This window comes from Acidovorax sp. Root219, from assembly GCF_001428665.1.
Taxonomy (GTDB): Bacteria; Pseudomonadota; Gammaproteobacteria; order Burkholderiales; family Burkholderiaceae_C; genus Acidovorax.
The window spans coordinates 30,643-54,644 of sequence record NZ_LMIJ01000002.1; the positions used below are offsets into that span (position 1 = coordinate 30,643).

The following is a 24,002-nucleotide window of genomic DNA, read 5'->3' on the forward strand; positions in this document are numbered from 1 at the left end:
TGGTCAGTGCTTGTGATCGCCGTGGGCTGCAGGCTTGGCTGCGGCATTGAGAGCGCGCACGGGGGCCTTGATCTCCATGGATTCGCGCTTGCCGTCCTTGCCTTCGAACACGAGGGTGATCGGTACGGTGTCGCCTTCCTTGACCTGCTGCTTGAGGTCCAACAGCATCACGTGGTAGCCGCCGGGCTTGAGGTCCACGGCCTTGCCTGCGGGCAACTCGACGGCCGGGATCTGGCGCATGCGCATGACGTTGTCCTGCATGGCCATCTCGTGGACTTCCACCACGGGTGTGAGTGGCGAACTGGCCGAGACGAGTTTGCTGTCCTTGGCGGCACTGAGCTGCATGAAAGCGCCCGTGGCCTGTTGCTGGGGCACGGTGGCGCGGACCCAGGCGTCCTTGACGGTGACCTGGGCGTTGGCCGTGCTGGCCAGGATGGCCATGGATGCGGCGGCAAGAATGGAACGTGCGATGGGAGTCACGGTTGAAATCTCCTGAGGTTGAAATTCACGCGGAATGCAGGACCTGAAGCAAGTTTTCCGCGCAGGCCTGGCGCTTTGGTCGCGCGACGGACAAAGGGGTGCGGGCTGGCGCCGTGACACAGGCGTCCGGGCACGGGGCGCGCACGCGGGCTTGCCCAGGAAATGGGCCAGCGCACGTTCACGGCCCTGTGCAGGCGCCTTTCGGCAACCCGCAAAAGCTCTACGCAAAGTGCTCAAGGGCAGGGCTGGTCTCTGGCGGCGGTGCAGGGGCGACGCGGTGCAATGCACCGTGTGCGGTGGCTGCAGCCAGCCGTCAACCGCGTTGATGCGCGGGTTTCAAATACGCGAGGGAGGCCCGCGTGCGGGCAAGGGCGCTCCGACCATGGCGGCCAGGGTGGCTGCGACGGCGGGCTTGAGGACATGTGCCAGGGGGCTGTCGTGCAATGCGGCGGCTTGCTGCTGCGCAGGCGGTGCGCTGGCACCCAGGCACATCACGCAGTCCAGGGCATGGTGCCCCTGCTGGACGGCGTCGGCATCGCCGGTCACTGCGACCAGCTTCACGCTGGTGCCTGTGGTGCACACCAGCTCCATGGCTTGCGGATGGACGATGGGCGATGCGATTGCTGCGCCCATGGTCAATACAAACCACGCCAGAATCAGGCGGGCCAGCAGTGACGAGGAGCGCAGTGCGTGCATGCCGTGATTATCGCATCGGCATGCAGGTGCTCTACGCCATGCCCAGGCCAGCGCGGTGCTCAGCAGCATCACCATCAGAAACCCAGCAACAATCCGCCTGTTGTATGGGGCATTGGCCAACAGGCTGAAGCGGGCCCCTTTTAGAACGCCCAGCGCGCACTGAGCCGCGCGCTGCGTGGCTCCATGGGGTGCACGTGGCGGCCCTCGATGCCGCCGCCCGTGCAGTCGCCGCGCGCCGCTTCGCCGGCCGTGCACGATGCGTAGAGGTACTCGATGTCGTTGCCCTTCTTGCCAGCCAGGTTGAACACGTCCAGGCCCAGCGTGAGCTGCTTGCTTACCGCATAGCGCACGCCGGCATTGAGCACCGTGTTGGCGCGCGAGCGCACGGAGTTGAGTGTGTCCAGCGCGCGCGGGCCCATATAGCGCAGGCGCAGCGAGGCAGTCAGCGGGCCCTGGGTGTAGACCGCGCCCAGGGCCAGCACGCGCTCCACCGCGTTGTCCACGTAGTTGCCTTCGCCCTCGGGCGCCTGCCCGCGAAAGCGTGCACGCGACACGGCGGCATCGGCTTCCAGGCGCCAGCGGGCGTGGGGTTTCCAGCGCACCGTGGTCTCTATGCCGCGCCGGTAGCTGGCACGGCCCGGCTCGGTGCTGCCGGCGTCGCCCACATACACCAGCTCGGAATCGAGCTTGAGCTGCCATAGCGCCGTGGTGATGGTCAGGTCGTCGCCAGGCTGGTAGCGCCAGCCGATCTCGCTGCCCAGGCCCTTGACCAGTGCGGGCACGCGGTCTGCGGGCAGGCCGCTTTGCGGGTCGGTCTGGATGGTGGCGCCGCGCACGTCGTTGCTGTGCGAGCCCACGCCCGTGTTCAGGTACAGCTCATGCACGGGGGTGATGGCCCAGGCCAGCCCGGCCTTGGGACTCACCAGCGCATCGTGGCCGCTGCCGCTGTTGGCAGCGCCGTAGACGGCCTCGCGGCCCTGCACGTCGTAGCGCAGCAGGTCGCCGCGCAAGCCCGCGTAGCCGCGCAGGCGCTCGGTGAAGCTCACGAACTGTTGCGCATGCACCGACAGCATGTCCTGCGACACCTGGTCGTTGCGCACGGTGGACAGGCGCTGGCGGGCTGCCGTGTTGTACAGGCCCACCTCGGCGATGCGGTCGCCGCGCCACTGTGCTCCCACGCTGAGCACACCGTCCAGCCCGGCGATCCGGTTGGGCAGGCTGTGCGAGGCCTGGGCGCCGAACACGCGGCGCCGGTCCGACTGCTCGAACTGGTCACCGTTGACCGGATCGCGCAGGAAGTAGGTGAAGTCGGAGAACAGGTCGAACCGGTAGTCGATGGCGTAGGCGCTGATCTGGGTCTGGCCCTCGGGCCCCTTGTCGAACCATTTGCCTGACAGGCTCAAACGCCGGGTGCTGCCGCCGTCGGTTGGGTTGAGCGAGCCGAAGCGCGGCAGCTCGCCGCTGTCGATCAGGCGCTCGGGGATCTGGTCGGTGGCGTTCCAGCGGTTGCGGTAGGCCATGCCCGTCACGCTGAAGCCCCGGCTGGGCGAGCCCTGCGCATAGCGCACCACGGCGTTGATCTTGCGCAGGCGCTCGGGCACTTCCCAGGGGCCGTCGTTGCCTTCGAGCTCGATGGCGCCCAGCCAGGTCTGGTCGTCCCGGGTGCGCGAGCCGGCCGCCAGCAGGCGGCGCAGCTGATTGGGGCCCAGGGTCACCTCGGCGAATGGTGCATCGAGTGCGCTCACGTAGTCCAGAGAGGCGCTGCCTGCCGTGGAGAAGTCGCCGCTGTCGGCGAAGTAGGGGCCCTTGCGGTAGCGCACGCCCGAGACCAGGTCGGGGATCAAAAAGTTCAGGTCGGCAAAGCCCTGGCCGTGGCCGTGCGTCGGCATGTTGACCGGCATGCTGTCCACCGTGACCGAGAAGTCGGTTCCATGGTCCAGGTTGAAGCCGCGCAGAAAATACTGGTTGGCCTTGCCATCGCCCGAGTGCTGGGTGGCCACGACCCCTGGCACGGCCTCGACGATGTCGCCCGGCCGCAGCTTGGGGCGCGCCTGGAACGACTCGCGCTCCACCGCACCCTCGCTGGCGCTGTCGGCCAGGCCGATGCTCACGTCCCTGGGGCCCCGCACATCGACCTCGGGCAGGTGCGTGGCCTGTTGGGCCCAGGCCGCCGTGGTGGCCATGCCTGCCACCAGAATGCCGAGCGCCAGGGGGCGAGGCGCTGTGGTGCGAGAGAACTCTTTATTCTTCATGTCTGCCTTTTCATTGTCCAGGAATCCTGCCGCGCAGGCTCCCGGCCCACCCTCATGCGGATTTGCATTCAATCGGATAACTAGGCGGGGAGCCGCAGACAGTGCTTCAGCACGGCAAGGCGACTCAACGACGTTATACGGTTGAAGGCAAATCTGTATCAGCCAGAGAACGCCACGCGCTGCACCGTCCAGTACAGCGACAGCACGATCAGTGCCACCGAGCCGCCTTTGACCACCACGGTGCGGTAGCCCGCCCAGCGGGCCAGCAGCAGGGAGACGCCGCACCACACGGCAACCACCATGAGCTGGCCGGCCTCCACCCCCAGGTTGAACCCCGCCAGCGCCCAGACCAGCAGGCCGCCCGAGACGCCGGCCTCGACCAGCGCGCCCGAGAACCCCAGCCCGTGCACCAGGCCAAAGCAAAGCGCCAGCAGGTCGCTGCGCAGCCCCTTCACCGGGAACAGGTTGAGCAGCGCCGATATACCGATGCTGATGGCAATCGCCGGCTCGACCCAGTTGCCCGAGACGGTGACCCAGCCCAGGCCCGCCAGCACCAGCGTGACCGAATGGCCCACGGTGAAGCTGGTCACGGTGAGCAGCAGTGCCTTGACGCCGCCCCACGGCCCTGCCGCCGGCGCGGCCTGCGGCGCGCCCTGGCGGCGCAGCAGCGTGATCGGCAGCAGCAGGGCCAGCAGAAAGGCCAGGTGGTCGTAGCCTTCGAGGATGTGGTGCACACCCTCCGACACAAAGTGCGCCAGCGTGGCCGGGCCGCTGCGGGCCGTTGCGGCCTCGGGTGCGGCGGTGCTGCCGCCCACCGCACGCAGGTCGGTGCGCGAGCGGCCGTCGGGTGCCAGCACGGCGGCCAGCGGCTGGCCGCCCAGTTGCCCGCTGACCAGCAGGCGGTGTGTGGGGTCGATGCCCTGCATCAGGCGGTAGTCCAGCGCCAGCGCTTGCGTGGTAGCGCAGTCGAGCGCGGCCGCCATGCGGATGTAGCGCCCGTCGGTGCGCTGTTCCAGCGCCTCGAAGCGCCAGGCCGGGGCCAGCACGGCGTTGCCGCACTGCCAGCGGATGCCTTGGCCCACCCAGGCGGCCACTGCGGGCGTAGCTTGCCTGATTTCGCCCCAGGTGAGCTGGCGGTCGCCGTCGGCATCGAGCAGGTCCAGCGCAGCATCCACATCCTTGAGCGCCAGCGACAGCTGCAGCGCCACGGCGTCGGTGCGGGCGGAGTCGGCCTCACCGGCGCCGGCCACCCGCAGGTAGGCGTCGCTGGCCTTGTGCGCCCAGGCGCTGGGCGCTGCGGCGCAGGCGGCAGCCAGGGTCCCGGCCATTGCCAGCCACCGCAGCGCGCTGGCCGTTCGTTGAAAAAGCGACGGCTGCATCACTTGTCTCCCCGTGCTTGCCAGCGCGCCAGGCGCGCGTCCTGCAGGCCCGTGCGCTGAAAGCTCTGCACCACCGTGCGGTGGGCGGCGGCGTCACCGGACTGCTCAGACGTCTGCAGCGCCAGCCACCAGTCCAGCGGCTCTTTCTGCAAGGCCAGGTTGGCCTGTGCGGCCTGCCAGGCCTCCCGGGGTTGGCCCTGCAGCCACAGCGCCAGCAGCGAGCGCTCGCGGGCATGGGCATCGAGCGCTTCGCCGCGCGCCGCAAGAGCCGCGAACCGGGCCTGCAGTTCGGTGGCCAGGGCCTGCGACTGCACGGTCTTGCCCATGAGCCGCAGGGCCTGGGCGCGGCGCAGCAGCACGGCGTCGCTGGCGGGCTGGGCCTTGAGCACATCCACGGCGGCGGCCGGGCGGCCCAGGCGCAGCAGCAGGTCGGCATGGGCCAGGGCGGTGTAGCCGTCGGGCGCCGCAGCCAGGCTGCTGCGGTAGGCGGCATCGGCTGCGTCGTCGCGCCCGGCGCGTTCCTCGCTCTCGGCCAGCAGCGACAGCAGCCAGGCACGGTTTGCCGGGTCCGCTGCCTGCCCGATGAGTGCGGTGAAGCCGCTGCGTGCCGCGTCGCTCTGGCCCTGCAGCGAGCGGCTTTCGAGCAGGCAGGCCGTGGCGTGCAGCGCAGCCCCATGGCGCGCCACGTTGCGGCAGGCGGTCTCGGATTCGGCATAGCGGGCGGCCACCCGCTCCAGCGTGGCCAGGGTCAACCAGCCCTGCACCTGCGCAGGGTCGGCCTGCAGGGCGCGCTTCAGGGTGGCGCGCGCAGCGTCGAATTCATGGCGGCTTTGCTCCACCGTGGCCTGCAGCACCGCCAGTTCGGCGGGCGCATCGGGCTTGCCCCACCACAGGGCCAGCACGGCCTGGGCGCGGCCCAGGTAGCGGGGGTCGGCGGTCTCGCGCGCCAGCGTGATCCAGCGGCGCGCGGCAGTCGCTGCGGCCTGCGGCGTGGCCGGTGCAAGGCTGACCCGCTCGGGCAGCACCTCGATCACCTCGGTGTCCGACGCGGGGCGCAGCTCCTGCACGGCGGCGGCGGCCGCGCCCAGGCAGCACAGGGCAAGGCCTATCCCCCAGAAAAGGCGGGCAGGGTGTGTCATAGAAATCCGCAGGGTTGAAGGGATGGTCGGCAGCGAGCAAGCGGCGAGAAACAGGCCGCAGGCCCGCGCAGTCGAACAGGCGGTGGCCGCACGCACAGGCATGCAGTCACCGCCCCTGGCGAGGTCACAGACGGGTTTCTGGCTCGTCGGTATCGCTGGTGGACAGCACCAGCTGTTCCACGGCCACGGGTTCCGCCGTGTCCTGCACACTGGCCGCAATCGGCTGGGTGTAGGCAAAGGCATTCACCGCTCCGGCACCGCCGTCGGGCCCGGCGTTGTCGCTGCCGCCGCCACCGCCGCAGGCGGTCAGCGCCATCGCTCCCACCGCCACCAGGGCGGCCTTTTGCATCGTGATGTTGGGCATGGTGTGCATCCTTCGCATCAGAAGTTCTTGGCGCCAGGCAGCGGCGTGTTCACGTACGGGAAGGCGGTCTTGTAGTCGCTGGCCTTGGTGCGTGCACCGTCCACGAACTCAACCGCGCCAGCAGGCGCATCGGCGGGCTTGCAACCCACCTTGAGCGCATCGGTCGCTCCCGTCAAGGTGCACAGCGCACCCATGGCCACGCGCAGCGAGACGTCGACCACGTCATCGCCCAGGCGGCGCCCGTTGGGGAAGCCGGCGGCATCGCCCGCCACCACGCCCAGCGAGTTCTGCGCGCTGGCCGGCGTGGGCGCAATGCCGGTGTTCAGGCGCAGCATTTCCGCCAGCGGCCCCCCGGTACCCAGTGCCGTGATGTTTCCCGGGCGGTTGACGGTGGGCAGGCCCGTGAGGAAGGCCGTCATCAGGTCCGTGCGCGGGAAGTTGGTGGGCGCCTGCGCGCCGAACAGCACCTGGATCAGGGCCGGCAGCGTGGGGTGGGTCACATAGTCCGCGAAGTTGGCGGCATCGTCCTTGGGCTTGGACGCATTGAACTTGTCCTTGTCCTTGAGGCCGATGACGACTTCATTCACCAGGGGCATACCCAGGCGCGACACCTGGGTCCAGGCGCCGCCGGACTTTTCGCTGGCCTGCAGGCCGGAGTCGGGCTTGCCGTTGAGCACGCGCGCCTGGCGTAGGCTGGCCGTGGTCCAGCCGCCAATGACCTTCTCGCCCGATGCAGCGGTCAGGCAACCGGTGGGCATCTCGACGGCGAGCGAGGTGACGTTCTTGTTGGCGATCTGGCCCGCGCCGAAGGCCGCCGCATTCGATTCGCTGGTGATCACGGCGGCTGGGGCGTTCACGAGGTCGAAGATGGTGCCCAGGGATACCGGGAAGGGGTCCTGCCGCTGGCCCACGAACACCTTGCCCGGCGTGGCGCAGCCGGGCACGTTGATGCCGTACACATACTTGCCGGCATAGGCGTCGTAGGCGGCGGCGTTGCCCAGCGACTTCTCGCCGATGTAGTCGATGGGCTTGGTGAAGGTGGTGCCCCCACCAGCCATGGTGATCTGCTCGCGCTTGCCGGTGCGCCGGTCGCCACGCACGATGAACATCTCGTACTCTTCGCGGTACGACACCGGGTCTGCCGCAGCGCCCGTGATCCCGCCCGCATTGCGCAGCGGTATGGCCACCTTCTTGCGGGCGCCGTCCGGGCCGATGTCCAGGGTGATGCCGGCCCCGCCGTTGTTCAGCGTGTTCTTGAAGCGGAACTGCAGGGTGATGTCTTCTGCCGCATCGCCGTTGTTGTCGATGTGGATCTCGTACAGCGCATTCGGGTCCAGGCTGAAGTAGTTGGGCCCGCCATAGGGGTCCTGCAGCGGCAGGTAGTTGGCGATCATGGTGACGAAGCCGCCACGCCCCGCCTCGTAACTGTTGAAGAGGTAAAAGTCCGCACCATCGACCTTGGGCTGGGTCGTGATGAAGGGCGCCTCTCGGTGGCTGGATGCCAGGCTGACGCCGGCAGTGCAGGCGGCAAGCGCCGCAAGCGCCAACAGACTGAGTTTCCTGATTCGCATGGAGATCTCCTCGTGGGTGTTCGACCGTGAGCGCAATAGCTCGCCCTCTTATACGGCCGGGACTTCCAGGCGGATGCAGATATTTGGCAGCGCAAGGGTTAACACCTAATGCAGATCTCTGGCCTGTACTTCGCGCAGTCTTTGGCAGCCCTGAAGGACTGCTCCAAACGACGTCAGGACTTCGGTGCCGGAGCCCCGCCCAGTATCTCCAGCGCCTCCTTCGATATCGCCAGCGACAGCTCCTCCTGCAGGATGCCGGCCTTGAGCACCAGGTGCTGCAGGCGGCGCTCGCGGCTGAGCTCCTTGCCCACAAAGTCGCGCTGCTCGATGCGCTGGTAGACGGCCAGCTTCTCCTGGTGCAGGGCCATGAGGCGGGCGATTTCCTTGTCCAGCCCGGTGGGGCCGATGGCGGCTTCGGCGCGCAGGCGCACCATGAGTTCGTCGCGCAGGGGCGTGGGGTCGTGCTGTTCGGCGATCCAGCGGCGCAGCTCCTTGCGGCCTGCGGGCAGCAGGCGGAACTGGCGCTTGCGGCCGCGGCCGGTCTCGGCCGGCAGGGCCTCGATCCACAGCGCCTCTTCGAGCCGCGCCAGCTCGCGGTAGATCTGCTGGTGCGTGGCGTGCCAGAAGTAGCCGATGGACTTGTCGAAGCGCTCGGCGAGTTCCGAGCCCGAGCACGGGTGCTCGACCAGGGCGGTGAGGAGGGCATGGGGCAGGGACATCGGGCGGAAGGAGGCGGCCAGGAATTCGGAATCCCCGATCTTGCCTGAATCGCGGAGGGCTCTCTTTGTTTCTGCAACCAGTTGCATAAACGGTGCGCCAAGGCTATATTTGTGCAACTGGTTGCATAAACAAAAGGAGACCCACGATGAACGCCGTCCTCGCACCGACCCGGGAGCCGTCCATGGCTTCCCCCTATCCCCACCTCCACGCCCCGCTGGACCTGGGCTTCACCACGCTCAAGAACCGCGTGCTCATGGGCTCCATGCACGTGGGGCTCGAAGAGGTGGCCAACGGCTTCGAGCGCATGGCCGCCTTCTATGCCGAGCGGGCGCGCGGCGAGGTGGGGCTCATCGTGACCGGCGGCATTGCGCCCAACGAGCGCGGGCGGCCCATGCAGGGCGGGGCCATGCTGGTCAACGAGCACGAGGCCGAACAGCACCGCAAGGTGACTGCCGCCGTGCATGCCGAGGGCGGCAAGATCGCGATGCAGATCCTGCACTTCGGCCGCTATGCCTACCACCGCGACCTGGTGGCCCCGAGCGCGCTGCGCGCACCCATCAACCCCCATGTGCCGCATGCGCTCACGGCTGACGAGGTGGAGCAGACCATTGAAGACTTTGTGCACTGCGCCGCGCTGGCCCAGCACGCGGGGTATGACGGGGTGGAGGTCATGGGCTCCGAGGGGTATCTGATCAACGAGTTCATCGCGGCGCGCAGCAACCACCGCGACGACGCATGGGGCGGCAGCTATGCCAACCGCATGCGCTTTCCCGTCGAGATCGTGCGGCGCACGCGAGAGCGGGTGGGGCCCAACTTCATCATCATCTACCGCCTGTCCATGCTCGACCTGGTGGAGGGCGGCTCCACGCTGGCCGAGGTGATTCAATTGGCCCAGGCCATCGAGGCGGCGGGCGCCACCATCCTCAATACCGGCATTGGCTGGCACGAGGCGCGCATCCCGACCATCGCCACCAAGGTGCCGCGCGCGGCCTATGCCTGGGTGACGAAGCAGGTGATGGGGCAGGTGGGCATACCGCTCATCACCTCCAACCGCATCAACACGCCCGAGGTGGCCGAACGCCTGCTGGCCGAGGGCTGTGCGGACATGGTCTCGATGGCGCGGCCGCTGCTGGCGGATGCCGACTTCGTGCGCAAGGCACGCCAGGGCCGGGCCGACGAGATCAACACCTGCATCGCCTGCAACCAGGCCTGCCTGGACCACACCTTCGGCGGCAAGATCACCAGCTGCCTGGTCAACCCCCGTGCCTGCCACGAGACGGAGCTGGTCATTGCCCCCGCCGTTGCCAAGAAGCGCATCGCCGTGGTCGGCGCCGGCCCCGCGGGGCTGAGCTTTGCCGTCACTGCTGCGCAGCGTGGCCATGCGGTGGTGCTGTTCGACGCGGGCAGCGAGATCGGCGGCCAGCTCAACATCGCCAAGCAGGTGCCGGGCAAGGAAGAGTTCTACGAGACCCTGCGCTACTACCGCCGCCAGCTGGAGCTTCATGGCGTGGAGGTGCGCCTTCCCACCCGCGTGGCCGCGCAGGAGCTGGCCGGCCAGGGCTATGACGAGGTGGTGGTGGCCACGGGCATCCGCCCGCGCACGCCCGACATCGAGGGCATCACCCACCCCAAGGTGCTGAGCTACCTGGACGTGCTGCGCGACAAGAAGCCCGTGGGCCAGCGCGTCGCCGTGATCGGGGCGGGCGGCATCGGCTTTGACGTGGGCGAGTACCTCACGCACGAAGGCGAGAGCGGGGCGCTGGCGCCCGCCAAGTTCAACGATGAATGGGGCATCGACACCGGCTACGCCCAGGCCGGCGGCCTGCGCGCGGCGCAGGTGGAGGCGCCCGCGCGCCAGGTGCATCTGCTGCAGCGCAAGGCGAGCAAGGTGGGCGACCAGTTGGGCAAGACCACGGGCTGGATCCACCGCACCTCGCTGAAGGCGCGCAACGTGGGCATGAGCTCGGGCGTGGCCTACGACCGGGTGGACGACGCCGGCCTGCACATCACCATCGACGGCCAACCGCGCGTGCTCGACGTGGACCACATCGTGGTCTGCGCTGGCCAGGAGCCCCTGCGCGAACTGTACGACGCGCTGCTGGCCGCGGGCCAGAGCGCCCACCTCATCGGTGGCGCCGACGTGGCCGCCGAGCTCGATGCCAAGCGCGCCATCCTGCAGGGCACTACGCTCGCCGCCGCCATCTGATTCACCCCCCTTACATCCATCACCCGAGGAGACACCCCATGACCGAAGCCTTGAAGAACATCCACCCCGCCGTCGCCCGCTCGCTCGACACCTGGCACCACATGGTGGCCAGCCGCGACCTGTCGAACCTGCTGTCCATCGTGCACCCCGATGCGGTGTTCCGCTCGCCCATGGCCAACACGGCCTACACCTCGGCCCCGGCGCTGATGCTGGCCCTGTCTACCGTGATCCAGGTGTTCGAGGACTTCACCTACCACCGCCAGCTGGCCACCGACGACGGCCTGAACATCGTGCTGGAGTTCAGCGCCCGCGTGGGCGACAAGCAGCTCAAGGGGATCGATCTGGTGCGCTTCAATGAAGCCGGGCAGATCACGGAGTTCGAGGTCATGGTGCGGCCGTTGAGCGGCCTGCAGGCGCTGGGGGCGGAAATGGGCGCGCGGCTGGGTGACAAGTTGCCCGCTTTCAAAGCCAAGGCCTGACGCGTTCATAAAAAAGAGAAAAGACAGGAGACAACGCCTATGACCGCCACCACTGCGCCGCCGGCCTTCATGCCCTGAGAGGGCTCCTACCCTGAGCCCTTGTGTTGATGGGCGGCCTTTTTACTTGGGCGCAGATGTCGTTGGGGTGGTTTTGGGATTGGCTGTAGCATGCAGGGTTCAAGGACCCTTAATCGTGATTGCTCCTATCCCAAAAGCCATTTCCGAAGAAATCATCGATCAGATGAAGGATTTCATCCTGTCCGCGACGCGATTCCTAGACAAGGATGATGAGCGTGTAATCGCATGGGGTGATCAGCTGAAGAAATCGATGTTTGCGAAGCCTGGGCACGCATTGGCGTGCCTTGGCTTTCTTGAGCAAATTTGCGGCGATGCAGATCGGGCTGATGAGTATTATGAGCGGGCGTTGCAGAGAGGCGCAGACAGGGACTTGGTTGATGAGTGGCGTGGTGTAACGTACTCGAACCTGGGCTATGTGTCCAAGGCGTTAAAACAGTTTGTATGGCTGGGTTCAGAACAGCGGTTGAATCTACCGGTCGGCATCCCAACGGCAGTCACTTTGGGTGGTTTCAAGCTTGCTCGCAGACTGCTCGGGGAGGCGGAGAAAATGAACGTCAGTCTCGATAACTATGGGGATTTCGGGACGATTCGCAGGCTGACAAGCGAGATGGCGGACTCACCCGTTGAGGACGCAAAGTTTGCAGAACTGCTTGATCTTGCAGGCGATGTACTCCGGGATCATCGGCTTTTTTGGACGGGGCTGTATCCGATCGCCGACTTCGACGAGTTCACCGGGTGGGCAAGCATTCGATACGAGGTTGATGTCACCCCTGACTATGCATCGCAAATGAACCGCGAGTTTGACGATCTGGTCATCGCAAAAGGCCTGCACACCGTGCCTCTCACCGTCGGATTTATTGGCACTCGCGTCGATGACTGGCTTGCAACATTGAGAACGGGGACCGCACAGTGAGCTTCCGGCCGCAAGACCTCTACGACTTCGCAGAAGAGATGATGAAGTCGAATCCGCTGCCAGAGATGAGGATCCGGACGGCGATCAACCGGGCGTACTACGCGGCCTACCATGACTGCAAGGACTGGTATGACGCGCTGCCGGACACGGGGCATGTGCCTGTCGCTGATGAGCGCAAGGGGACGCATGCAAAGTTCTTCGCCAAGTTGGAGAACCCAGGAGATCGGCTGACCACTGAGCAGAAGGCGGAGTCAATCCGGCGGGGCAGGCGTTTGAGGCGCATGCATGCGGATCGCGTCACCGCCGATTACCACCAGAACTCGAACGTGTCGCAGGGTAGTGCCGCCATACTGATGACGGACGCGAGGAACATTCTGGCTGGGAGGATCTGAGCCGCTGTGGCGATCTCAAGCCGCTGTAAACGGCTTGATAGTCTCCAGGTCTGCAGCAACGGCTGCCCGCGTTGTGTCGGCGTCGTACTGGCTCTGGAGATTGAGCCAGAACTCCACCGTGGTTCCGAAGAAGCGCGCCAGGCGCAGGGCAGTGTCTGCAGTGATCGACCGGCCTTCCTTGATGATGGCCGCGACGCGGGTCTGCGGTACGTGGATGGCCTGGGCTAAACGGTACTGGGTGATCCCCATGGGCTTCAGGAACTCCAAGGCGAGGATTTTGCCCGGGGTGGGGAGGGTGAGAGACTTGCTCATATCAGGCGACCTTACTGCACCCATGGAGGCGTGGTACCGGGAGTATCCGATGCATGGTTTGTCGCGTTGCCAGTGCTGCGCAAAAAAGAGGAACGGGCCAGGCAGGCGCGGTCCTCTTTTCCGTGGCGGGAACAGGTGTTCTACACCTTGTCTTCCGCCCGCCGGCGCGGCAGGTGCCGCTTGATGCTGGGGCGCTGCAGGCGCTGCTTGGGGTCCACCCCATCGGGCAGCTCGCTGGCGCGCTGCAGCTGGATGTGGGCCACCAGGCCGCCGGTGCTGCTGTTGGCCAGCGCGAAGATGCCGCCCATGCGCTGCACCGTCTTGTCCACGATCGACAGGCCCAGCCCTGCGCCGGCGGCGGCGGTGCGGGCCGAGTCGCCACGGAAGAAGGGCTTGGTCAGGTTGGACAGCTGCTCGGGCGGCACGCCCAGGCCGTGGTCGCGGATCTTGACCAGCACCCAGTTCTCGCGGCCCTTGGCGACGATGTCGACGTTGGCCACGCCGGTGTCGTCGCCCTTGCCGTAGCGGCGCGCGTTCTCCAGCAGGTTGGAGATGACGCGGGCCAGCTCCACCTCGTCGGCCAGCACGTTCAGGTCCTCGGGGATGGTCATGGCGATCTGCAGCTCGCGGTGGTCCTGCACGGCGTACACGCACGACGACACCACGGCATGCAGGTTGACGGGCGTGAGGGTCACGTGGTCGGGCCGCGCGTAGTCAAGGAACTTGTCGATGGTGGCATCGAGCTGCACGATGTCGGCCACCATGTGCTCGCGCGCCACGTCGTCGTTCACGCTCATCTCGGTTTCGAGCCTGAGGCGCGCCAGCGGCGTGCGCAGGTCGTGCGAGATGCCGGCCAGCATCACCGCGCGGTCTTGCTCCAGTTTGGCAAGCTTTTGCGCCATGCGGTTGAAGCCGATGTTCACCTCGCGGATCTCGCTGGTGACCACCTCCTCATCGAGGTGGCTGGCGGCAAAGTCGCCGTCGCGCACGCGGTTGGCGGCGTACGACAGTTGCTTGAGCGGCCGGTTGATCAGCCGGGCAATGGCGGCCGCACCCGCCAGCGACAGCGCGCCTGCGGTGATGAGCCAGATGAGCCAAGTGCGCCCGCCCGCAGGGCTGAAGCGCGAGCGGTCCATCAGCAGCCAGTTGGGGTCGCCGTTGATGTTGAAGCCCACCCACAGGCCGGGCTCGCCATTGACGCTCTGGGCCACGATGGTGTCGGGGCCCAGGCGCTGGGTGAGTTCGTCGGTGAGGCGGTTGCCCAGTGCCGTGCCGTCGAGCAGGGCGAACTGGTCCTTGGGTTCGCGCGGGAGGATGCGCACACCCTCCTGGTCGGCCATGGTCTTGATGAGCGAGACGCGCGCAATCGCGTCCGAGTGCACCAGCGCGGCGCGGCTCAGGTTCACCAGCGAGGCAATCTGCTGCGCGGTGTGCAGGGTGCGGGGCTCGAACTCGAGCGCGCGCAGCGTCTGCAGCCACGCCAGGATGCTGCCCACCAGCAGCAGGGCCAGCAGGAAGAAGGTGCGCCAGAAGAGGTTGAGCCCGACGCGCGCCTTTTGCTCGCGCGCCAGGCGCACGGCTTCGAGCGGGGCCGGGCTGGTGGCATCGGTCGGCGCGGTCACGGGGGGAGAAGGGCGCGGTGCAGCAGACCGCCCCTTGGCGCCGGAAATGGACATATCCCTCGATTATCAGCTCGTGCCGTCCGGCACGAACACGTAGCCCACACCCCACACGGTCTGGATGTAGCGCGGCGCGGCGGCGTCCACCTCGACCAGCTTGCGCAGGCGCGAGACCTGCACATCGAGGCTGCGGTCAAAGGGCTCGAACTCGCGGCCACGGGCCAGCAGGGCCAGTTTTTCGCGCGACAGCGGCTGGCGCGGGTGGCGCACGAGGGCCTTGAGCATGGCGAACTCGCCGGTGGTCAGGGGCAGCTCTTCGCCGCTGCGCTGCAGGGCACGGGTGCCCAGGTCGAACGTGAAGGGGCCGAAGTTGACCACCTCGTTGTCGCCCGACGGGGCGCCGGGCGCCTCTTGCGCGGGGCGGCGGCGCAGCACGGCGTGCACGCGGGCCAGCAGCTCGCGGGGGTTGAAGGGCTTGCCCAGGTAGTCGTCGGCGCCCACTTCCAGGCCCACGATGCGGTCCACGTCCTCGCCCTTGGCGGTGAGCATGATGATGGGCGTGCGGTCGTTGGCGGCGCGCAGGCGCCGGCAGATGGACAGGCCGTCTTCGCCGGGCATCATCAGGTCGAGCACGATGAGGTCCACGGTTTCGCGCAGCAGCAGGCGGTTGAGGGCCTTGCCGTCTTCGGCGACCATCACCTCGAAGCCTTCCTGCGTGAGGTAGCGGCGCAGCAAGTCACGGATGCGTGCGTCGTCGTCCACGACGAGAATCTTGTCGGTGCGGTTGGTTGTTGTGGCCATGTTGATCCCAAGTCCAATTTGTAACAGAGCCGATTCTGACTACTTGGAACGCCAAAGTTCGGTTTTTGGGGTCATCTTTGACCAACTGTTACAAGTTTTGCGGAGCTTCGCACAGTTGCCACCCCCTGTTCACCGGGGGTGTTGCCACAGCGGTTATGGTGGCGGCCTGCGTGGCCCGGTTGCTGGCCGCGCCCCTTTCATCGACGAAGGTTTACCCATGAAAAGAATCGCCATCCGCCTGATCACCACCGCCGCCTTGCTGGCCTGCGCCGGTACCGCCATGGCCCAGGCCACGGCGCCGCAAGAGCTTCGCAATGTGGTGCAGCTGTCGGCCACGGGCACCGTGGAGGCACAGCAGGACCTGCTGGTGGTCACCCTTGCCACGAGCAAGGAGGGCGCTGACGCCAGCGCCGTGCAGGCCCAGCTCAAGCAGGCCCTCGATGCCGCCCTGGCCGAGGCCAAGCGCAATGCCCAGCAGGGCCAGCTCGATGTGCGCACGGGCCCCTTCGGCCTGTACCCGCGCTATGCCAAGGACGGCAAGATCAACGGCTGGCAGGGCCGCGCCGAGCTGGTGCTGGAGGGGCGTGACTTCTCGCGCATCACCACCACGGCCGGCAAGGTGCAGACCATGGCCATCAGCCAGGTGGCGTTTGCCCTGTCGCGCGAGGCCCGCGCCAAGGTCGAGGGCGAGGCCCAGACCCAGGCCATCGAGCAGTTCAAGTCGCGCGCGGCCGAGCTGGCCAAGGGCTTCGGCTTTGCCAACTACAGCCTGCGCGAAGTGGCGGTGAACAGCAATGAGATGTCCCCCGGCCCGCGCCCGCGCATGATGGGCATGGAGGCCAAGGCCTCGTCGTTCTCCGACTCCGCCGTGCCGGTGGAAGCGGGCAAGGCGCAGGTGGTGGTCACCGTCTCCGGCTCGGTGCAAATGCGCTGAAGCCAAGCTCCCTTGAAATGGAAGTTCCAGGACTCTCGCGGGTCTGCGTTCAGCCGGAGAGCTAGGCGGAGAGCCGCAGACAGTGCCGTGGCACGGCAAGGCTCTCCAACGACGCTATCCGGTTGAAGGCAGGCCCGCTTTACAGGGCCTGGCCGCCGGAGACTTCGATGCGCTGCGCGGTGACCCAGCGGTTGCTGGCATCGAGCAGGCTGGCCACCATCGGCCCGATGTCGTCGGGCACGCCCACGCGGCCCAGGGCCGTCATCTGGGCGAGCTGCTGGTTCAGCGCGGGGTTGTCGCGCACCACGCCGCCGCCAAAGTCGGTCTCGATGGCGCCGGGCGCCACCGTGTTCACCGCAATGCCGCGCGCGCCCAGCTCCTTGGCGAGGTAGCGCGTGAGCACCTCCACGGCGCCCTTGGCCGCTGCATAGGCGGCATAGCCCGGCAGGGACAGGCGCGTGAGCCCGGTGGAGAAGTTCACGATGCGCCCGCCGTCGGCGATCAGCGGCAGCAGCGCCTGCGTGAGGAAGAAAACCCCCTTGAAATGCACGTTGACCAGGCGGTCGAACTGGGCTTCGGTCGTCTCGGCAAACGCGGCGTAGTCGCCGTGGCCGGCGTTGTTGACCAGGTGGTCGATGGTGCTGCGCTGCCAGGTGGCCTGCAGCGCGGCGCGCAGGCGCTCGGTGAAGCCTGTGAAGCTGGCAACGTCGCCCGTGTCCAGCTGCAGGGCCACGGCCTTGCGGCCCAGGGCGGTGATTTCGGCAACCACGGCCTGGGCTTGGTCGGCCTTGCTGTGGTAGGTGACGACCACGTCGCCGCCGGTGCGGGCGATGCTCAGCGCGGTGTTGCGGCCCAGGCCCCGGCTGGCGCCGGTGACGAGGGTGATGGTGGGGGTTGCGGTGGTGCTGGATGTCATGGTTGGGCTCCTGTGGGTGACGGAATCCAGTGTCTGGCGCAAGCCCCCGGCAGTGTTGCCGAAACCCCTTCAATTCTTGCCTGATTCTCCAAAACCAGTGCCAAAGCTCCTACAAAGCGTTACGCTTGGCAGCATGACGTCACCTTTGCTCTTCGAGGCCGTGAGCCGCTATGCCGATGCCCACGTGCGCCAGCCCGGCGTGATGCCCACCCCCATCCCGGGCATGACCGTGGTGCGCGCCACCGAGCCCAGCGGGCTGCTGCACGCCATCTCGCACCCGCTGGTGTGCCTGGTGCTGCAGGGCAGCAAGCAGGTGGCCATGGGGCCGCAGACCTTCGAGTTCACGGTGGGCGAGTCGCTGCTGATCACCGCCGACGTGCCCACGGTGAGCCAGATCACCCGCGCCAGCGCTGCAGCGCCCTACCTGTCGATCGCGCTGGAGCTGAACCTGCCGGTGATCGCCGACCTCTCGGCCCAGATGGGCGCGGCGCCCCTGGGCGACCATGCCCCCGTGCGCGTGGACCCCACCGACGACGAGGTGGCCGACGTGGCCCTGCGCCTCATGCGCCTGCTGGAGCGGCCCGAGGCCGTGCCCCTGCTGCACGCCCCCCTGGTGCGCGAGCTGCACTACTGGCTGCTGGCCGGCCGCCACGGCGCCGCCATCCGCCGCCTGGGCTGGCCCGGCAGCCACGCCCAGCGCGTGGCCCGCGCCGTGGCCGTGCTGCGCACCGATTTCGCGCAGCCCCTGCCGGTGGAAAGCCTGGCCGCACTGGCGGACATGAGCCCCTCGTCCTTCCACCAGCACTTCAGGGCCGTCACGTCGCTGTCGCCCCTGCAGTTCCAAAAGCAGCTGCGCCTGATCGAGGCGCGCCGGCTCATGCTGTCCGAGGGCGCCAGCGCCAGCAGCGCGGCCTTTGCGGTGGGGTACGAGAGCGTGCCGCAGTTCACGCGCGAGTATGGGCGGCTGTTCGGGCTGCCCCCGGTGCGGGACACGCAGGCCGCACGGGGCAGGGCGCGGGAGGCAGCGTGAGCCGAGGCTTCAGGAGGCCTCTTTCGGCTTTTTGCCTTGCGGGTAAATCGTCTCCCCGCGCGCCAGCATGGCGACAAAGGCCTCGATCTTCTTCCTGCGCCCCGCCTCGGTTTTGAGGTTGTGCACCCGAAACGCCAGCGCAAAGCGGTTCTGCTCGGTCAGCGTGGCCAGCATCTCGCGCGCCTTGGGGTCGGCATCGATGCCGGCCTGCAGGTCGTCGGGGATCTTCAGGCCCTTGCCGCTGCCATAGGCCCGGTCCCACCGGCCATCGGCCTTGGCGGCATCGACATGCGCCAGGCCGTGCGGCGTCATGCGCTTTTCCTTGATCAGGCGCGCGACGTTGTCGACGTTGATCTGGCTCCACACGCTCTTCCTGCCGCGCGGGGTGTAGCGCTGCAGGTAGCTGGTGTCGTCCAGCCCCTTGCGGATCGCGTCGATCCAGCCCCAGCACAGCACCACGTCGATGGCCTCCTTGGGGGTGATGGAGGGCATGCCCGAGGCGAGCTTGTGGATCTTGATCCAGACCTCGGTTTCCTGGTCGTGGTGGCGGCCCAGCCAGGTGTGGAAGGCCTGGGCGTCGGCAAATTCACGCACCTTGGAGGGGTCGACGATGACGGCTGCCATCAGCGATTGCGCCCAGGGGGCTGCGTCCTGTCGAGGGCCATGGGAACCTTTCGCGATGCCGGCTTGCGCCAATGCAGAAATCCTAGCATTGCAAGTTATGACTGACAAGTGATGTATTTAATGGGTAATATGCAAGCCATGACTGACAAAATAAGGCTGCCAGACGAACTGGGTGCGCAATTGCGTGAGCGCCGGGAGGCCTTGGGCATGAGCAAGTCTGCATTGGCCGACAAGGCGGGCAAGGTGCGCGAGGTGGTCTACCGGCTGGAGGCGGGCGAGGACACCACCGTGTCTTCCCTTCTGGCCGTTCTGGGGGCCCTGGGCCTGGCGATGCGCATCGAGAGCGCGGGCATGCCTTCGGCGCACGAGGTATCGCGCCGTTTCATGGATGACGATGGCGATGCTCCCTGAAAAGATCCGCCTGCTGGAAGTCTCGATTGGTGGCCGGCTCAACGCGGGCCAGTTGCTCAAGGCCTCCACGTATGAGTTTCGCTATCTCACACCGGACCCGGGTCAGCCGGCCGTGGCCCTGCTGATGCCACCCGCAGAGCAACTGACCTGGCAGGACGGCGACCTGTTCCCTGTCATGGACCAGAACCTGCCCGAAGGCGACCTGTTCATGCGTATCCGCGAGCTGTTCCCCAAGCAGCCGATGACGCCCATGCACATGCTGGCATTGGTGGGGCGCAATGGTATCGGCCGGCTGGGCTTTGGCCTGCCGGGGCAGGCCGCAGCGCCCATGCCCCGTACATTGAGCAAGAGCGAGTTGCTGGGCACCCGGTACACACCTGCGGTTTTCGACGAACTGGTGGCGGCCTACCTGAGCACGGGCGCTGGCATTGCCGGCATGCAGCCCAAGATCATGGTGCCCGACCGCCCGACGGTGCCCATTCCTTCGCTCATCGTGAAGGCCGCCAGCCCTGCCTACCCGGGCCTGGCAGCCAACGAGTTTCTGTGCATGAGCGCCGCCAGGCAGGCCGGCATCGGCGTGCCATCGTTTGCCTTGTCCGACGATGGCCAGATGCTGGTGCTCGACCGCTTCGATCTGGTGGTGCAGGGCGATGGGCAGGTGGAGCGGCTGGGCTTCGAGGACATTGCGGCGCTGGCGGGTCTGCGCGTGCGCGACGTGCTGTCTGACCGCAAATACCAGGGCAGCTACCAGCGCGTTGCCGAGCTACTGCGGCAGTTGCAGCTGCACAGCGACAACCTGCACCGGTTCTACGAGCAGGTGGCGTTTTCGGTGATGGTGCGCAACGGCGATGCGCACCTGAAGAACTTCGGGTTGTTGTACCGCTCAGCCACCGAGGCCTGGCTGGCGCCCATGTTCGATGTGGTGACGACCTCCATCTACCGCTACACCCAGTACGCGGGCGGGCCGGAGCTGGAAGACAGGACGCTGGCGCTCAAGCTGTTTGCCGGCAGGCACCGCACCAAGACCTACCCGACCACTGAAGAGTTGCTGGAGTTTGGCCGCAAGGTATGCGGCGTGGCCCAACCCGCCCTGGTGCTTGCACGCATTGCCGATGCCATGCGCACCACCCTGCAAGAGGCCAGGGGGGACCCACGGGTGCCGAAGGCGTTGTGGAGGGACATGTCGCAGGCCTGGGACGAAGGTCTGGCGCACGCGCGCTGAAAACGCAGCGTTACTTACTTAGAGCGGCTAACAAAACTCTTCTGGCGTCGTTGCTGCGCCTTGTCGTACTAACGTACTGCCTGCGGCGCAGCGCCTAGTCAGAACCGCTTCGCTGAGTTTTGTTATCCGCTCTTACTTGCTGAACGCAATCAGCGTCCACACGATCACCACCAACTGCGCCAGATTGATCGCGATGGCCGTGACATGCGTCTTGCGAAAGCCCGGGATGGCGTTCATGCAATCTGTGGACGACTGGATCTGCGCGCCCAGCGCATCCATCTTGGGGATGACCTGGCGGCGCAGCACGATGGACAGCACCGCCAGGGCCGCAGCCCCAGCTGCGATGCCCGGGCGGCCTGCGGCGGCAAAGCTGATTGCGGTGGCGGTGGCCGTCACCAGCGCTGCGCGGTAGTACAGGTTGAAGAAGCCGCGCACGAAGCGCGCGTCGAGCGGCGTGTCGTGCTTGAGCACCAGCAGCGGGAGGGACCCCATGATGAAGTAGGCGGTGGTGACGAGCAGGGCCACCGTGAAGAACATGGCGGCGAAGAGGGCGGCGGACATGGCGGTTTTCCTCCCTGCAGTGGGGATTGCGGCCATGCCGGCGAGGTGGGATGCCACCGGGCCGATTGGCGGGCGATGCCATTGTAGGAGCCGCCTTGCGCCCGCACCTCAGGGAATGCGAGCATGCGCGTGCGGGCCGTGGTTCACGCTACCCAGTGCGTGCTACGCGGTGGCGCCTGTTGCGTCCTTCGCATACCGCCCCGGCGGCATGCCCACATGCCGCGTGAACGCCACGCCAAAGGTGCTGACCGAGCTGTAGCCCACGTGTTCGGCAATCTCGGCCATCGCCAGCGTGCCTTGGCGCAGCATCTGCCGGGCCAGCGCCATGCGCCAGGCCAGCAGGTATTCCATGGGGGCGATGCCCACCGCGCGGTGAAAGCGCCCGAAGAAGGCGCTGCGCGACATGGCGGCCTCTTGCGCCAGCTGGCCCATGGTCCAGGGCTGTGCGGGGCGCTCGTGCATGCGGCGCAGCGCCATGGCCAGCTTCGGGTCGGCCAGGCCGCGCACCAGCCCGGGCGCGGCCATGGTGCGGGCCGAGGAGCGCAGCGCCTCGATCAGCAGCACTTCGAGCAGCCGCGCCATCACGATCTCGCGCGCGGGCCGGTCGCTGCGCGACTCGTCGCCCACCAGCTCCACCAGGGTGGCCAGGCGCCGCTCGCCGCGCACATGCAGCCACTGCGGCAGCAGCGGCACCAGCAAGGCCGCGTCGGGCGATTCGAACACGCAGTGGCCCACCAGCATGCGCACATCCACCGCAGCATCGGGGTCGCCCACGCGGGCGCCGCCCGGCATGGGTGCGATGGGGGTGGTGACGGCCTCGCCCTCGCGCGGCGGATCGCGGTCCAGGCTGCTGGTGGCAAAGCTGCGCGCGGCGGGTATCAGCGCAAAGTCGCCCTGGTGCAGCGTGAGGGTGTCGCTGCGCGCGGGACTGTCGATGGTCAGTTGGCAGCTGCCTTCGAGCACCACAAAGTAGAACGGCCGCCCCGTCTCGCTGCGCCGCACCGCCCAGGGGGCCGAGGCCACCACCAGCTTGGAGAACGGCGCGGCGGGCCGCAGCAGCGAGACGACTTCCGCCAGGGGATCGACGGCCGGGGTGCTCATGGGGCTGGACTCTTTCGACAAAAGGATGGACTTGCGAGTGTATTCAATCCAGGTGGGCGTTCCTACCATCCAGGCATCGTCAACCCAACGGAGTCCCTGACCCATGTCCACCACCACCCCTTCCACCGTCCTCATCACCGGCTGCTCGTCCGGCTTCGGCCTGGAGACGGCGCGCTTCTTCCTGGCCCAGGGCTGGCGCGTCATCGCCACCATGCGCACCCCGCGCGAAGGCCTGCTGCCACCGTCGGACCGCCTGCGCGTGCTGCCGCTCGACGTGGCCGATGCCGACAGCATCCACCGCTGCACTGCCGAAGCAGGCCCCATCGACGCCCTGGTCAACAACGCCGGCATCGGCCTGCTGGCACCGCTCGAAGGCATCGCCATGGCCCATGCCCGCGAAGTCTTCGAGACCAACGTGCTCGGCACCATCGCCATGACCCAGGCCGTGCTGCCGCAGATGCGCGAGCGGCGTGCGGGCGTGGTGGTCAACGTCACCTCCAGCGTCACGCTGCTGCCGCTGCCCCTGCTGTCGGTCTACACCGGCAGCAAGGCGGCGGTGAATGCCTTCACCGAATCGCTGGCGCTGGAGCTCGCGCCCTTCAACGTGCGCGCCCGCCTGGTGCTGCCCGGCCGCGCGCCCAGTACCCGTTTTGGCGACAACGCCCGCCCGCGCATGGGCCCGGGCAGCGTGCCCGAGGCCTATGCCGATTTTCGCGACCGTGTGTTCGCCGCCGTGCGCGACACGGCCACGCCGGTTACCCATGCGCAGGATGTGGCCGAGGCGGTGTGGCGCGCGGTGACGGATGAGGTGGCCCCGATGCGCCTGCCGGCGGGGGCAGATGCGGTGGCGCTGGCGGGCGCGTAGGCAACGCAGGCCGGGGCTCAGCCCAGCTTGTGCCGCGTGTTCAGCAGGCCCAGCCCCAGCGCGATGAAGGTGCCGCCCACCACGCGGTTGAACAGCTTGGCGCGCGCCACCACGTGGCGCTTGACCAGCGAGATCAGCGCCACGTAGAAGGCGTGCGAGATCAGCGCGCAGACGGCGAAGGTGGTGGTCAGCAGCAGGTACTGCGTGAACAGCGGCTGGCCCGGCACGATGAACTGCGGAAACAGGGCCGAGAAGAACAGAATGGCTTTGGGGTTGGTGAGCGACACGCCCATGCCCTGCGCCACCAGCTGCCAGTTCTTGCGCTCGCGCCGGTCCGTGGGTGCCTGGCCGGCATCGCTGCTGATCAGCGCGTCGTTGCTGCGCCAGCGCTTGACGCCCAGCCAGATCAGGTACATGGCGCCCACCACCTTCATCACGAGAAAGGCGTTGGCCGACATGCTGAGGATGGCGCCCATGCCGATCATCGCCAGGCCCGAGACCACGTAGATGCCGGCCGAGCTGCCCACCGAACTGAAGGCCGTGCGTTTGGGGCCGACGTCCATCGAGTTGGACACGGCCAGCAGCACGGCGGGGCCGGGGGTGAAGCACATCAGGAGGGAGACGCCGCAGAAAAGGAGCCAGTGGGTGAGGGTCATGGTCAGGGGGGGCTTTCGTCGTCGTTCGTCGGCTGCTGCGGACAGCGCCAGGGGGTATTTTCGGTGAGTTGGCGTTGGCGTGTTGCTGGAGTTTTGATTGACCCCTGCAATGGGAGATGATGTCACCGCAGGTGGAAGAGATTCTTCGCTGCGCGACGTACCATGATGCGAGCTGCATCGCTTGTTGGGTGGTGGTTGCCGCATGCTTTGATAGAGGACGGAGGCCGGGGTGTGCGCCCGGCGGCGCAGTAACTTTCTCTTGCGTCGCCAAGAGAAAGTCA

General features: G+C 67.3%; 25 protein-coding genes. 9 read left to right on the plus strand and 16 right to left on the minus strand.

Annotated features, from left to right (window positions below; genetic code table 11):
* Positions 1-3: 3 nt before the first annotated feature.
* The 8 genes from ASE28_RS02450 to ASE28_RS02485 form a co-directional block, all read right to left on the minus strand.
* The gene (locus tag ASE28_RS02450) at positions 4-441 is read right to left on the minus strand and encodes a copper chaperone PCu(A)C (RefSeq protein ID WP_082607857.1); all 438 of its coding nucleotides are present in this window, start codon (positions 439-441) and stop codon (positions 4-6) included.
* A gap of 375 nt (positions 442-816) precedes the next feature.
* Positions 817-1,176, minus strand: coding sequence for a hypothetical protein (locus tag ASE28_RS02455; RefSeq protein ID WP_057264390.1), 360 nt, complete (start codon positions 1,174-1,176; stop codon positions 817-819).
* A 140-nt stretch (positions 1,177-1,316) separates the two neighbouring features.
* The gene (locus ASE28_RS02460; RefSeq protein WP_057264392.1) at positions 1,317-3,428 is read right to left on the minus strand and encodes a TonB-dependent receptor; all 2,112 of its coding nucleotides are present in this window, start codon (positions 3,426-3,428) and stop codon (positions 1,317-1,319) included.
* 158 nt (positions 3,429-3,586) lie between these two features.
* Positions 3,587-4,807 carry a HupE/UreJ family protein gene (locus tag ASE28_RS02465; protein WP_082607858.1) on the minus strand — a complete coding sequence of 407 codons (1,221 nt, stop codon included), beginning with the start codon at positions 4,805-4,807 and terminating at the stop codon, positions 3,587-3,589.
* Positions 4,807-5,946 (minus strand): hypothetical protein, encoded by a 1,140-nt coding sequence (locus ASE28_RS02470; RefSeq protein WP_057264396.1) that lies wholly within the window; start codon positions 5,944-5,946, stop codon positions 4,807-4,809. Before ASE28_RS02470 ends, ASE28_RS02465 begins: the two co-directional genes overlap by 1 nt.
* 124 nt (positions 5,947-6,070) lie before the next feature.
* The gene (locus tag ASE28_RS02475; RefSeq protein WP_157421830.1) at positions 6,071-6,310 is read right to left on the minus strand and encodes a hypothetical protein; all 240 of its coding nucleotides are present in this window, start codon (positions 6,308-6,310) and stop codon (positions 6,071-6,073) included.
* Positions 6,311-6,327: 17 nt separating this feature from the next.
* On the minus strand, positions 6,328-7,881 hold the full coding sequence (locus ASE28_RS02480) for a DUF4331 domain-containing protein (protein ID WP_057264400.1): 1,554 nt from the start codon (positions 7,879-7,881) through the stop codon (positions 6,328-6,330).
* A gap of 173 nt (positions 7,882-8,054) precedes the next feature.
* Positions 8,055-8,600: a PadR family transcriptional regulator gene (locus tag ASE28_RS02485; RefSeq protein ID WP_057204786.1), complete on the minus strand. Its 546-nt coding sequence runs from the start codon at positions 8,598-8,600 to the stop codon at positions 8,055-8,057.
* 182 nt (positions 8,601-8,782) lie between these two features.
* On the opposite strand from ASE28_RS02485, the gene ASE28_RS02490 reads away from it, so the two are divergent.
* The 4 genes from ASE28_RS02490 (at position 8,783) to ASE28_RS02505 (ending at position 12,669) form a co-directional block, all read left to right on the plus strand.
* A complete protein-coding gene (locus tag ASE28_RS02490; protein WP_057264403.1) occupies positions 8,783-10,807 on the plus strand; it encodes an NADPH-dependent 2,4-dienoyl-CoA reductase in 2,025 nt (674 codons plus the stop codon).
* A gap of 38 nt (positions 10,808-10,845) precedes the next feature.
* The gene (locus ASE28_RS02495; protein WP_057264405.1) at positions 10,846-11,286 is read left to right on the plus strand and encodes a nuclear transport factor 2 family protein; all 441 of its coding nucleotides are present in this window, start codon (positions 10,846-10,848) and stop codon (positions 11,284-11,286) included.
* Positions 11,287-11,479: 193 nt separating this feature from the next.
* Positions 11,480-12,277: a hypothetical protein gene (locus ASE28_RS02500; protein WP_157421831.1), complete on the plus strand. Its 798-nt coding sequence runs from the start codon at positions 11,480-11,482 to the stop codon at positions 12,275-12,277.
* Positions 12,274-12,669 carry a hypothetical protein gene (locus tag ASE28_RS02505; RefSeq protein WP_057264409.1) on the plus strand — a complete coding sequence of 132 codons (396 nt, stop codon included), beginning with the start codon at positions 12,274-12,276 and terminating at the stop codon, positions 12,667-12,669. Before ASE28_RS02500 ends, ASE28_RS02505 begins: the two co-directional genes overlap by 4 nt.
* Before the next feature lie 15 nt (positions 12,670-12,684).
* Here the strand turns inward: ASE28_RS02505 and ASE28_RS02510 are convergent, their stop codons facing one another.
* From ASE28_RS02510 to ompR, 3 genes are all read right to left on the minus strand, one after another.
* Positions 12,685-12,981, minus strand: a complete 297-nt coding sequence (locus tag ASE28_RS02510; protein WP_057264412.1) for a HigA family addiction module antitoxin — start codon at positions 12,979-12,981, stop codon at positions 12,685-12,687.
* Positions 12,982-13,121: 140 nt separating this feature from the next.
* Positions 13,122-14,657: a sensor histidine kinase gene (locus ASE28_RS02515; protein WP_235516027.1), complete on the minus strand. Its 1,536-nt coding sequence runs from the start codon at positions 14,655-14,657 to the stop codon at positions 13,122-13,124.
* Positions 14,658-14,669: 12 nt separating this feature from the next.
* Positions 14,670-15,401, minus strand: a complete 732-nt coding sequence (gene ompR / locus ASE28_RS02520; RefSeq protein ID WP_007859588.1) for a two-component system response regulator OmpR — start codon at positions 15,399-15,401, stop codon at positions 14,670-14,672.
* A gap of 217 nt (positions 15,402-15,618) precedes the next feature.
* On the opposite strand from ompR, the gene ASE28_RS02525 reads away from it, so the two are divergent.
* The gene (locus ASE28_RS02525) at positions 15,619-16,335 is read left to right on the plus strand and encodes an SIMPL domain-containing protein (protein WP_057264416.1); all 717 of its coding nucleotides are present in this window, start codon (positions 15,619-15,621) and stop codon (positions 16,333-16,335) included.
* A 139-nt stretch (positions 16,336-16,474) separates the two neighbouring features.
* On the opposite strand, the gene ASE28_RS02530 is transcribed toward ASE28_RS02525, so the two are convergent.
* Positions 16,475-17,251 carry an SDR family oxidoreductase gene (locus ASE28_RS02530; protein WP_057264418.1) on the minus strand — a complete coding sequence of 259 codons (777 nt, stop codon included), beginning with the start codon at positions 17,249-17,251 and terminating at the stop codon, positions 16,475-16,477.
* Between the two features lie 133 nt (positions 17,252-17,384).
* Here ASE28_RS02530 and ASE28_RS02535 point away from each other — a divergent pair, with 133 nt between their 5' ends.
* Positions 17,385-18,281 (plus strand): AraC family transcriptional regulator, encoded by an 897-nt coding sequence (locus ASE28_RS02535; RefSeq protein WP_057264420.1) that lies wholly within the window; start codon positions 17,385-17,387, stop codon positions 18,279-18,281.
* Between the two features lie 9 nt (positions 18,282-18,290).
* Here ASE28_RS02535 and ASE28_RS02540 read toward each other — a convergent pair whose 3' ends face one another.
* On the minus strand, positions 18,291-18,905 hold the full coding sequence (locus ASE28_RS02540) for a YdeI family protein (protein WP_057264422.1): 615 nt from the start codon (positions 18,903-18,905) through the stop codon (positions 18,291-18,293).
* 138 nt (positions 18,906-19,043) lie between these two features.
* On the opposite strand from ASE28_RS02540, the gene ASE28_RS02545 reads away from it, so the two are divergent.
* Positions 19,044-19,316: a helix-turn-helix transcriptional regulator gene (locus ASE28_RS02545; RefSeq protein WP_057204782.1), complete on the plus strand. Its 273-nt coding sequence runs from the start codon at positions 19,044-19,046 to the stop codon at positions 19,314-19,316.
* Positions 19,300-20,538, plus strand: coding sequence for a type II toxin-antitoxin system HipA family toxin (locus ASE28_RS02550; RefSeq protein WP_235516028.1), 1,239 nt, complete (start codon positions 19,300-19,302; stop codon positions 20,536-20,538). The genes ASE28_RS02545 and ASE28_RS02550 overlap by 17 nt, the downstream gene beginning before the upstream one ends.
* Positions 20,539-20,670: 132 nt before the next feature.
* Here ASE28_RS02550 and ASE28_RS02555 read toward each other — a convergent pair whose 3' ends face one another.
* A complete protein-coding gene (locus ASE28_RS02555) occupies positions 20,671-21,099 on the minus strand; it encodes a hypothetical protein (protein WP_057264426.1) in 429 nt (142 codons plus the stop codon).
* 162 nt (positions 21,100-21,261) lie between these two features.
* On the minus strand, positions 21,262-22,200 hold the full coding sequence (locus ASE28_RS02560) for an AraC family transcriptional regulator (protein ID WP_057264428.1): 939 nt from the start codon (positions 22,198-22,200) through the stop codon (positions 21,262-21,264).
* Positions 22,201-22,303: 103 nt separating this feature from the next.
* Here ASE28_RS02560 and ASE28_RS02565 point away from each other — a divergent pair, with 103 nt between their 5' ends.
* On the plus strand, positions 22,304-23,065 hold the full coding sequence (locus tag ASE28_RS02565) for an SDR family oxidoreductase (protein WP_057264431.1): 762 nt from the start codon (positions 22,304-22,306) through the stop codon (positions 23,063-23,065).
* A gap of 17 nt (positions 23,066-23,082) precedes the next feature.
* On the opposite strand, the gene ASE28_RS02570 is transcribed toward ASE28_RS02565, so the two are convergent.
* Positions 23,083-23,721, minus strand: coding sequence for a LysE family translocator (locus ASE28_RS02570; protein WP_057204655.1), 639 nt, complete (start codon positions 23,719-23,721; stop codon positions 23,083-23,085).
* Positions 23,722-24,002: the final 281 nt, after the last annotated feature.

What these genes read in the sequence shown, in the direction of transcription:
- ASE28_RS02450 (WP_082607857.1), bottom strand. Translation starts at nt 441, where the DNA reads ATGGCCATCCTGGCCAGCACGGCCAACGCCCAGGTCACCGTCAAGGAC.
- ASE28_RS02455 (WP_057264390.1), bottom strand. Translation starts at nt 1,176, where the DNA reads ATGCACGCACTGCGCTCCTCGTCACTGCTGGCCCGCCTGATTCTGGCG.
- ASE28_RS02460 (WP_057264392.1), bottom strand. Translation starts at nt 3,428, where the DNA reads ATGAAGAATAAAGAGTTCTCTCGCACCACAGCGCCTCGCCCCCTGGCG.
- ASE28_RS02465 (WP_082607858.1), bottom strand. Translation starts at nt 4,807, where the DNA reads ATGCAGCCGTCGCTTTTTCAACGAACGGCCAGCGCGCTGCGGTGGCTG.
- ASE28_RS02470 (WP_057264396.1), bottom strand. Translation starts at nt 5,946, where the DNA reads ATGACACACCCTGCCCGCCTTTTCTGGGGGATAGGCCTTGCCCTGTGC.
- ASE28_RS02475 (WP_157421830.1), bottom strand. Translation starts at nt 6,310, where the DNA reads ATGCCCAACATCACGATGCAAAAGGCCGCCCTGGTGGCGGTGGGAGCG.
- ASE28_RS02480 (WP_057264400.1), bottom strand. Translation starts at nt 7,881, where the DNA reads ATGCGAATCAGGAAACTCAGTCTGTTGGCGCTTGCGGCGCTTGCCGCC.
- ASE28_RS02485 (WP_057204786.1), bottom strand. Translation starts at nt 8,600, where the DNA reads ATGTCCCTGCCCCATGCCCTCCTCACCGCCCTGGTCGAGCACCCGTGC.
- ASE28_RS02490 (WP_057264403.1), top strand. Translation starts at nt 8,783, where the DNA reads ATGGCTTCCCCCTATCCCCACCTCCACGCCCCGCTGGACCTGGGCTTC.
- ASE28_RS02495 (WP_057264405.1), top strand. Translation starts at nt 10,846, where the DNA reads ATGACCGAAGCCTTGAAGAACATCCACCCCGCCGTCGCCCGCTCGCTC.
- ASE28_RS02510 (WP_057264412.1), bottom strand. Translation starts at nt 12,981, where the DNA reads ATGAGCAAGTCTCTCACCCTCCCCACCCCGGGCAAAATCCTCGCCTTG.
- ASE28_RS02515 (WP_235516027.1), bottom strand. Translation starts at nt 14,657, where the DNA reads ATGTCCATTTCCGGCGCCAAGGGGCGGTCTGCTGCACCGCGCCCTTCT.
- ompR (WP_007859588.1), bottom strand. Translation starts at nt 15,401, where the DNA reads ATGGCCACAACAACCAACCGCACCGACAAGATTCTCGTCGTGGACGAC.
- ASE28_RS02525 (WP_057264416.1), top strand. Translation starts at nt 15,619, where the DNA reads ATGAAAAGAATCGCCATCCGCCTGATCACCACCGCCGCCTTGCTGGCC.
- ASE28_RS02530 (WP_057264418.1), bottom strand. Translation starts at nt 17,251, where the DNA reads ATGACATCCAGCACCACCGCAACCCCCACCATCACCCTCGTCACCGGC.
- ASE28_RS02535 (WP_057264420.1), top strand. Translation starts at nt 17,385, where the DNA reads ATGACGTCACCTTTGCTCTTCGAGGCCGTGAGCCGCTATGCCGATGCC.
- ASE28_RS02540 (WP_057264422.1), bottom strand. Translation starts at nt 18,905, where the DNA reads ATGGCAGCCGTCATCGTCGACCCCTCCAAGGTGCGTGAATTTGCCGAC.
- ASE28_RS02545 (WP_057204782.1), top strand. Translation starts at nt 19,044, where the DNA reads ATGACTGACAAAATAAGGCTGCCAGACGAACTGGGTGCGCAATTGCGT.
- ASE28_RS02550 (WP_235516028.1), top strand. Translation starts at nt 19,300, where the DNA reads ATGGCGATGCTCCCTGAAAAGATCCGCCTGCTGGAAGTCTCGATTGGT.
- ASE28_RS02555 (WP_057264426.1), bottom strand. Translation starts at nt 21,099, where the DNA reads ATGTCCGCCGCCCTCTTCGCCGCCATGTTCTTCACGGTGGCCCTGCTC.
- ASE28_RS02560 (WP_057264428.1), bottom strand. Translation starts at nt 22,200, where the DNA reads ATGAGCACCCCGGCCGTCGATCCCCTGGCGGAAGTCGTCTCGCTGCTG.
- ASE28_RS02565 (WP_057264431.1), top strand. Translation starts at nt 22,304, where the DNA reads ATGTCCACCACCACCCCTTCCACCGTCCTCATCACCGGCTGCTCGTCC.
- ASE28_RS02570 (WP_057204655.1), bottom strand. Translation starts at nt 23,721, where the DNA reads ATGACCCTCACCCACTGGCTCCTTTTCTGCGGCGTCTCCCTCCTGATG.